General features: G+C 66.8%; 10 protein-coding genes. 6 read left to right on the forward strand and 4 right to left on the reverse strand.

What is annotated here, in order from left to right; all coding sequences use genetic code 11:
- Window positions 1–31: 31 nt before the first annotated feature.
- Window positions 32–958, reverse strand: a complete 927-nt coding sequence (locus BDIM_RS04895; RefSeq protein WP_003164460.1) for an NAD(P)H-dependent flavin oxidoreductase — start codon at window positions 956–958, stop codon at window positions 32–34.
- Window positions 959–1,044: 86 nt separating this feature from the next.
- Entirely contained in the window at window positions 1,045–1,572 is a 528-nt protein-coding gene (locus BDIM_RS04900) for a ClbS/DfsB family four-helix bundle protein (RefSeq protein ID WP_003164461.1), read from the reverse strand.
- Window positions 1,573–1,836: 264 nt separating this feature from the next.
- Between BDIM_RS04900 and queF the strand changes: the two genes are divergently transcribed.
- Window positions 1,837–2,298, forward strand: coding sequence for a preQ(1) synthase (gene queF, locus BDIM_RS04905; RefSeq protein ID WP_003164462.1), 462 nt, complete (start codon window positions 1,837–1,839; stop codon window positions 2,296–2,298).
- A gap of 20 nt (window positions 2,299–2,318) precedes the next feature.
- On the opposite strand, the gene BDIM_RS04910 is transcribed toward queF, so the two are convergent.
- A complete protein-coding gene (locus BDIM_RS04910) occupies window positions 2,319–2,846 on the reverse strand; it encodes a retropepsin-like aspartic protease (RefSeq protein WP_169312124.1) in 528 nt (175 codons plus the stop codon).
- A 155-nt stretch (window positions 2,847–3,001) separates the two neighbouring features.
- Between BDIM_RS04910 and BDIM_RS04915 the strand changes: the two genes are divergently transcribed.
- Both BDIM_RS04915 and BDIM_RS04920 read left to right on the forward strand, forming a co-directional pair.
- Window positions 3,002–3,814, forward strand: coding sequence for a DUF817 domain-containing protein (locus tag BDIM_RS04915; protein WP_040346561.1), 813 nt, complete (start codon window positions 3,002–3,004; stop codon window positions 3,812–3,814).
- A 56-nt stretch (window positions 3,815–3,870) separates the two neighbouring features.
- The gene (locus BDIM_RS04920) at window positions 3,871–4,260 is read left to right on the forward strand and encodes a DUF302 domain-containing protein (RefSeq protein ID WP_040345051.1); all 390 of its coding nucleotides are present in this window, start codon (window positions 3,871–3,873) and stop codon (window positions 4,258–4,260) included.
- Between the two features lie 6 nt (window positions 4,261–4,266).
- Here the strand turns inward: BDIM_RS04920 and BDIM_RS04925 are convergent, their stop codons facing one another.
- Window positions 4,267–4,869, reverse strand: a complete 603-nt coding sequence (locus tag BDIM_RS04925) for a nitroreductase family protein (protein WP_003164466.1) — start codon at window positions 4,867–4,869, stop codon at window positions 4,267–4,269.
- A gap of 45 nt (window positions 4,870–4,914) precedes the next feature.
- Between BDIM_RS04925 and BDIM_RS04930 the strand changes: the two genes are divergently transcribed.
- The 3 genes from BDIM_RS04930 (at window position 4,915) to BDIM_RS04940 (ending at window position 6,718) form a co-directional block, all read left to right on the forward strand.
- A complete protein-coding gene (locus BDIM_RS04930; protein ID WP_003164467.1) occupies window positions 4,915–5,544 on the forward strand; it encodes an NUDIX domain-containing protein in 630 nt (209 codons plus the stop codon).
- A gap of 29 nt (window positions 5,545–5,573) precedes the next feature.
- The gene (gene cysE / locus BDIM_RS04935; protein WP_003164468.1) at window positions 5,574–6,395 is read left to right on the forward strand and encodes a serine O-acetyltransferase; all 822 of its coding nucleotides are present in this window, start codon (window positions 5,574–5,576) and stop codon (window positions 6,393–6,395) included.
- A gap of 116 nt (window positions 6,396–6,511) precedes the next feature.
- A complete protein-coding gene (locus BDIM_RS04940) occupies window positions 6,512–6,718 on the forward strand; it encodes a DUF3126 family protein (RefSeq protein ID WP_003164469.1) in 207 nt (68 codons plus the stop codon).
- The last annotated feature ends 191 nt before the right edge of the window (window positions 6,719–6,909 follow it).

Here is a 6,909-nt window from a genome sequence, read left to right on the forward strand (position 1 = left end):
GGCCTCGATAGGGGAGTGTCGAGGTCGCTTCCTAGAGGCGCTTCTTGTCGAATTTATCACAAGCTTGCGAAAACTCGTCCGTCAGCCGAGCGACAAGCTGAGCCGTTGTCGGCACGTCGTGGACGGCTCCCGAACCCTGGCCCGCCGACCAGATGGTCTTCCAGGCCTTGGCCTCCTCGCCCATGTCCAGCTTGTGCTCGGGCAGGGATTTGGGGTCGATCTTGTTCTCGACCAGGGAGGGGGTCAGGAAGTTGGCCGGAATGCCCGACACGGCGGGCGTATAGGTGATGTCGGCCGAGCCCGACTGGACGATCAGCTCCTTGTAGTGGGGCTGGGCCGCGCTCTCGGTCGTGGCGATGAAGCGGGTGCCCATATAGGCGAAGTCCGCGCCCATCATCAGCGCCGCCGCCACGTCCTGGCCGGTCGAGATGCAGCCCGCCAGGATGATGGTCCCGTCAAAGAAGCCGCGCACTTCGTTGATCAGGGCGAAGGGGTTCACCACGCCGGCGTGCCCGCCCGCGCCGTTGGCGACCAGGATCAGGCCGTCGACGCCCGCCTCGGCCGCCTTGCGCGCATGACGCACATTGGCGATGTCGTGGAAGACCACGCCGCCATAGCCGTGCACCGCATCAACCACGTCGCGCACGGCGCCGAGCGAGGTGATGATCAGCGGCACCTTCTCCTCGACCGAGACCATCATGTCGGCCATCAGGCGCGAGTTGGTCGGGTGGATGATGTGGTTGACGCCGAAGGGGGCGGCGTCGGGCTTCAGCCGCGACTTGATCTCGTGCAGCCACTCCCGATAGCCCTCGGTCGTGCGCTGGTTTAGCGAGGGGAAGGTGCCGATCACGCCCGCATTGCAGGCCTCGACCACCAGATCCGGCCCGGACACCAGGAACATGGGCGAGGCGATCACCGGCAGCTTCAGGCCGGACTGCAGGGAAGCGGGAATGGCCACGGGTCGTCTCTCCTGAAGGGATGCGTTGCTTTAAGCCACGCTAACCGGGTGTCGTCGGGGAAGGCAATGCGGTTCGGCTCCCACTGTCAGGCGCCGGCCGCCGAGGCCTGTTTCGCCCTGAGCCGCTTTCTGAGCCGGGCGCGCGCATTGGCGTAGGGAGAGGACGTGTTGAACTGGATCATCCGCCCCATGGTCCATTTCCCGTCGAGCCAGTCGCGCCCGTACAAGGTGTCGTCCGAACGGCTTTCGATCTCTGAGACGATGCGCTCCTTGGCGGCCTCCAGCCGCTGAAGGAGGGCCGGATAGGGCAGGGCCTCATAGTCGCGATAGAATTTCTGGGCGAGGCGACCCAGTTCGCTCCACTTGAACCCGGTTTCCGGGAAGTCGACGGTCAGACCGGCCTTGTCGCGATCCAGCCATTTGAGAACCAGTTCGTTCCATCCGATCAGATAGGAGACGAGGTTGGCGATGCTCATGCGCGTTCCGGCGGCGTGACCGTCCAGGCCGCAGTCGTCCGCCAGGTCGAGCGGAACCGCACGAAGGTCAGTCATCAGCTTGTCGAAGCTGACCTCGATCGCGCTCAACAACTCGGTCTTGCTCTGTGGGACGGCCATGATCCCGATCCTTTCCGCTTGACGTCGAGCGATCGGCCGATCCGGCGACGCGCGCATTGATCTTCAGCAATCGAGGTCCGCGATGGCGCGCCGGTCTCGAGAAAAAACAGAGTCCAATTCGTCTGAATCGTCTGAAATCCCCCAGCGCCTGACGGCCGCTCTCCCCTCGGCCGCAGGGCAGTCTAGCACAGGTGCGACAGGCGGATGGCCGATTGCGGCGGGCGCGGCGTTTTCTTTGGCGGGCCGAACGCCTAAATGGCGGGCATGACCCACTATACCGACAGCCTCAGCCAGCTCGGCGTCCAGACCGCCGCCCCGACCAACCCGGAAGAGGCGGTGCTGGAGCGCGTGCCCAATCCGCACGCCGACACCCTCTATGTGGCGCGCTTCACCGCGCCGGAGTTCACCAGCCTGTGCCCGGTGACGGGTCAGCCCGACTTCGCCCACCTCGTCATCGACTATGTGCCGGGCGACTGGCTGGTCGAGAGCAAGAGCCTGAAGCTGTACCTGACCAGCTTCCGCAACCACGGCGCCTTCCACGAGGACTGCACCGTCGCCATCGGCAAGCGCCTGACCGAGCTGCTGCAACCGAAATGGCTGCGCATCGGCGGCTATTGGTATCCGCGTGGCGGCATCCCCATCGACGTCTTCTGGCAGACGGGCGCGCCGCTGGAGGGCGTGTGGCTGCCGGATCAGGGCGTGGCGGGGTATCGCGGGCGGGGGTGAGGGGCGCCGCTCTTAGCGGTTCAACGCGGCTGGGGGCGCAGGAACAACTGCTGGGCGTTCACGTCGATGACCCCCTGATAGCGGGTTAGCACGTCCTGGCCGACAACTCCGTCGATTTCGGCGCCCGTGGCGCCGCTCAGCGCCTCTACGACCCCGGACAGGTTCATTCCGCGCACCTGGTCCAAATCCAGAGCGACGCCGTCGATCGTCAGGGACTGAAGCGGATAGCTCGTGATCAAGGACTGACCGCCTGCGCCGATGCCGACAGATTCGGGCGAATCCTGCGTAGGGACCAGGCCGTATTTCGACAGCCGTGCGGAATGGACGACGGTGGCGCCGGCGCCTGAGTCGAGAACAAAGCGCCCGGATACGCCGTTGATCTCGACCTCCACGGTCTCATGGCCCGTGGAGAGCTTGCTCATGGCGATAGAGTTGTAGCCGTGTTGAGACAAGTATCCTGCCAGATCCTGTGATTCGGGAGGGGAGGATGTGATCAGAAGGCCTAAGGCCAAGCTTGAGACGACAAGAGTAATTTTTGAAAGCGACATTCGCCTAGATCCTTCTCTTTGGCAGGTCATAAGGAGCCGGTGGGCAATGTCCATCAACTTAAATCTCATTCATGAACCGTTCTGACATGCGTTCTACCAAGGATGTGGTGAGGCCGTCCGCCCGCCTCCCGCTCGAAGCCTGGGGCCGTCGCCTGATGACCCGCGCGGAGGCGTGGGGCGATCGCTCGCGCCTTCGCCGGTACGCCTATGAGTTCCTGTGGTTCGGGCTGAAGCAGGGGTGGGCGTGTCTGTTCGGCGGGGCGATGCTGGCGCTGATCCTGGGGACGTTTCTGTTCTGGCCAGATGAAGCGCCGCTGGCGCGCTATGACTTTCTGGTGCTGGGGGCGCTGGGGATACAGGCGGCGATGCTGGCCCTGAAGCTGGAGAGCTGGGAGGAGGCGCGGGTCATCTTCCTGTTCCATGTCGCCGGGACGATCATGGAGCTGTTCAAGACCTATCACGGGTCGTGGATCTATCCGGAGGAGTCGGTGCTGAGGATCGGCGCCGTGCCGCTGTTCTCGGGCTTCATGTATGCGGCGGTGGGCAGCTACATCGCGCGGGTGCAGCGCATCTTCCATATCCGGGTGCGGAACTATCCGCCGCTGTGGACGACGTGGGTGCTGGCGGCGGCGATCTACGTCAACTTCTTCGCCCATCACTGGCTGCCGGACGTGCGGCTGGCGCTGTTCGCGGCGACGGGGCTGCTGTTCATGCGGGGGTGGTTCTGGTTCACCGCCGACCGGACGCGGCGGTCGATGCCGCTGCTGCTGGGCTATGGGCTGGTGGCGCTGTTCATCTGGTTCGCGGAGAACCTGGGGACGTTCGCGCGGGCCTGGGTCTATCCGGGGCAGAGCGACGGATGGGAGATGGTCAGCCTGAACAAGCTGGGGGCGTGGTTCCTGCTGATGATCATCTCGGTGGTGTTGGTGTCGATCGTGCATCGGCCGGAGGAGGAGCCGCGGGACTGAGGCAACGCCTGCGCCGTCCGGGCGTTTGCTGGACCTCGGCGACGAAGGAGAGGACCATGGCGACCTATCATTTCAGCAAGACGCTGGATCTGCCGTTCGAGGCGGCGCTGGATGCGACGCGCGAGGCCCTGGGCCAGGAGGGGTTCGGCGTCATCACCGAGATCGACCTGCGCGCCACCTTCAAGGCCAAGCTGGGCGAGGATTTCCGCGCCTATACGATCCTGGGGGCCTGCAATCCCAAGCTGGCCTTCGAGGCGCTGGGGCTGGAGGACAAGGTCGGCGCCATGCTGCCGTGCAATGTGGTGGTGCAGGACGCGGGCGGCGGCCGCACCGAGGTCTCGGCCATCGATCCCGTGGCCTCGATGCAGGCGATCGACAATTCCGCGCTCAAGGACAAGGCCGCCGTGGTCGCCGGGAAGCTGAAAGCCGCCGTCGATCGGCTTTGACCCGCCTCAGGGGCGCGCCGTCACCTTGTGCTCCAGGTTCGGGCGGGGGCGTTCCAGCGGGGGCTCGGACAGGGAGCCGACGTGGATGAAGCCGGCGATGCTCTCGCCGTCCTCGACGCCGAACAGGGCGACGGCGGCGGGGTCGTAGGAATACCAGTCGGTGATCCAGCTGGCCGAATAGCCCAGGGCGTTGGCCGCGTGTTCCAGGTTCATGCAGACGGCGCCGGCGGACAACTGCTGCTCCCAGACCGGCACCTTGTGGCCCTGGATCGGGGTCGAGACGACCATGACGGTCAGCGGCGGGTTGGCCAGCTTGGCCAGGGCGGCGATCTCCTTGCCGGTGCGGTTCTGGGTTTCGCCCAGGGCGGCGAGGGCTTCCGACAGTTCGGCGCGGCTGCGCGGGCCCAGGATGACGAAGCGCCAGGGAAACAGCTTGCCGTGGTCCGGCGTGCGGGCGCCCAGCAGCAGCATCTGCTCGATCTCGGCGTCCGAGGGGCCGGGCAGGGCCAACGACTGGGCCGGGGCCGAGCGGCGCACGGCCAGGCGCGACAGCAGCTCGTCCGAACGGACGGGCAGGGGCAGGGCGGAAGCGAGGTCTGACTGGCTCATGGCCGATAGCTAGGCTTTCGGGGCGCGCTGCGCCATAGCAGGGGCATGAGTCAGATCCGCGACATCAAGCCTCGCTGGGCCGAGGGCCTGCCGGACACGCCGCCGTGGCGCAGCCTGGGGACCAGCGACCTAGTCGACACGCCGTGGATGCGGGTGACGCGCCACCCGGCGATCGCGCCGACGGGGGCTGACGCCGACTATGTGGTCATGCGGCCGAAGAATGTGGGGACGGGCGTGCTGCCGCTGCATGACGACGGGACGGTCAGCCTGGTCGGGCAGCACCGCTTCGCCCTGATGCGCTATTCGTGGGAGATGCCCGAGGGCGGGGCGCCGGAAGGGGAAGACCCGTTCGAGGCCGTGAAGCGCGAACTGGCCGAGGAGGCGGGGCTGACGGCGCAGCACTGGCGCGCGGCGCTGGACCTGGACCTGTCCAACTCCATCACCGACGAACGGGCGATGGCCTGGGTGGCCTGGGGACTGGAGGCGACCGAGACGGCGCCGGACGAGACCGAGGTCTTTCTGACGGCGCGCGTTCCCTTCCGCGATCTGATGGCCGAGATCGCGCGCGGGGCGGTGCGCGACGGGCTGACGGTGGCGACGGCGTACCGCGCCTACCATATGGCGCGGGAGGGCGAACTGCCGGCCGCGCTGGCGCGCGCCATGCTGGGCGCGTAGGATCGCCGCCTGAAGTCGAAGGAAGCCTGATGGCCAAGCTGGAAGTCGTGCCGAAGCAGCCGGACCTGTGGGCGCAGTTGCGCGCCGCCGCCGAAGACGCTGCGCGCGAGGAGCCGCGCCTGGCGTCGCAGCTGAACGCCGTCGTCCTGGCGCATGAGGATTTCGCCGGGGCGCTGAGCTTCCAGATCGCGCGCAAGCTGGGCGATGCGGAGCTGGGGGCCATGACGGTGCGCGAGGTGGCCCTGTCGGCCTTCTCCGCCGATCCGGGCATTGTCGCCGCCGCCGAGGCGGACCTGAAGGCGGTGCAGGAGCGCGATCCGGCGATCCGGTCGCTGTTGCAGCCCTTCATGTATTTCAAGGGGTTCCAGGCGCTGCAGGCCTGGCGCGTGGCGCACTGGCTGTGGGAGCAGGACCGCGACACCCTGGCCTTCCATTTCCAGAGCCGGATTTCGGAGCTGTTCCAGCTGGACATCCACCCGGCGGCGCGGATCGGCTCGGGCGTCTTCCTGGACCACGGCACGGGCATCGTCATCGGCGAGACGGCGGTGATCGGGGACGAGGTGTCCATGCTGCACGCCGTGACCCTGGGCGGGACCGGGGCCGAGCGCGGCGACCGTCACCCGAAGATCGGGCGCGGCGTCCTGCTGGGCGCGGGGGCCAAGGTGCTGGGCAACATCACGGTCGGCGACTACGCCAAGGTGGCGTCCGGCTCGGTGGTGCTGAAGCCGGTGCCGGCGGGCTGCACCGTGGCGGGGGTGCCGGCAAGGCTGGTCAACTGCCCGACCGACGCCACGCCTGCGCGGACCATGGACCATACGCTGTCCGACATCGTCTATGACTTCGTGATCTGAGGGCGGTCGCTGCGCCTGTGGACGCCTGACGCGCGGGCTTCCCAAGGCGGGGCGGCTTCTCTAGGGTCCGCGGCCAACGACATGCGCCTCACCGGCGCCAAAACGAGGCTGACCCCGTGACCGAGAACGACCTGAAGCGCGTCGAGACGCACCTGAAGCGCACCTTCAACCACGGCGGCATCAAGGTGAAGGCCCGCAAGGTCGCCGACTCCGCCGAAGTCTATGTCGATGACGAGTTCATCGGCGTGGTGTTCGAAGATGAGGACGAAGCCGGCTCCTTCATGTTCGAAATGGCCATCCTGGCGGAAGACCTGCCGGAATAAGCCGTCTCAGCCATGAGAATTGAAGAAGGCCGGAGAGGGCGTCCTCTCCGGCCTTCTTTGCGTTTGCGATCAGCCTCTGATCACCAGCCGAACAGACGGGCGAAGAAGCCCTTCTTCTGCGGGGCGGGGGCCTCGACCGGCTTGACCGGCTCGGCGGCGGGCTTGGGCGCCGTCGCCTGAACAGGCGGCTC

The sequence above is a fragment of the Brevundimonas diminuta ATCC 11568 genome, assembly GCF_000204035.1.
Classification (GTDB): Bacteria; Pseudomonadota; Alphaproteobacteria; order Caulobacterales; family Caulobacteraceae; genus Brevundimonas; species Brevundimonas diminuta.

Coding starts and splice junctions, on each gene's coding strand:
- BDIM_RS04900 (WP_003164461.1), bottom strand. CDS start 1,572: ATGGCCGTCCCACAGAGCAAGACCGAGTTGTTGAGCGCGATCGAGGTC.
- queF (WP_003164462.1), top strand. CDS start 1,837: ATGACCCACTATACCGACAGCCTCAGCCAGCTCGGCGTCCAGACCGCC.
- BDIM_RS04910 (WP_169312124.1), bottom strand. CDS start 2,846: ATGTCGCTTTCAAAAATTACTCTTGTCGTCTCAAGCTTGGCCTTAGGC.
- BDIM_RS04915 (WP_040346561.1), top strand. CDS start 3,002: ATGACCCGCGCGGAGGCGTGGGGCGATCGCTCGCGCCTTCGCCGGTAC.
- BDIM_RS04920 (WP_040345051.1), top strand. CDS start 3,871: ATGGCGACCTATCATTTCAGCAAGACGCTGGATCTGCCGTTCGAGGCG.
- BDIM_RS04925 (WP_003164466.1), bottom strand. CDS start 4,869: ATGAGCCAGTCAGACCTCGCTTCCGCCCTGCCCCTGCCCGTCCGTTCG.
- BDIM_RS04930 (WP_003164467.1), top strand. CDS start 4,915: ATGAGTCAGATCCGCGACATCAAGCCTCGCTGGGCCGAGGGCCTGCCG.
- cysE (WP_003164468.1), top strand. CDS start 5,574: ATGGCCAAGCTGGAAGTCGTGCCGAAGCAGCCGGACCTGTGGGCGCAG.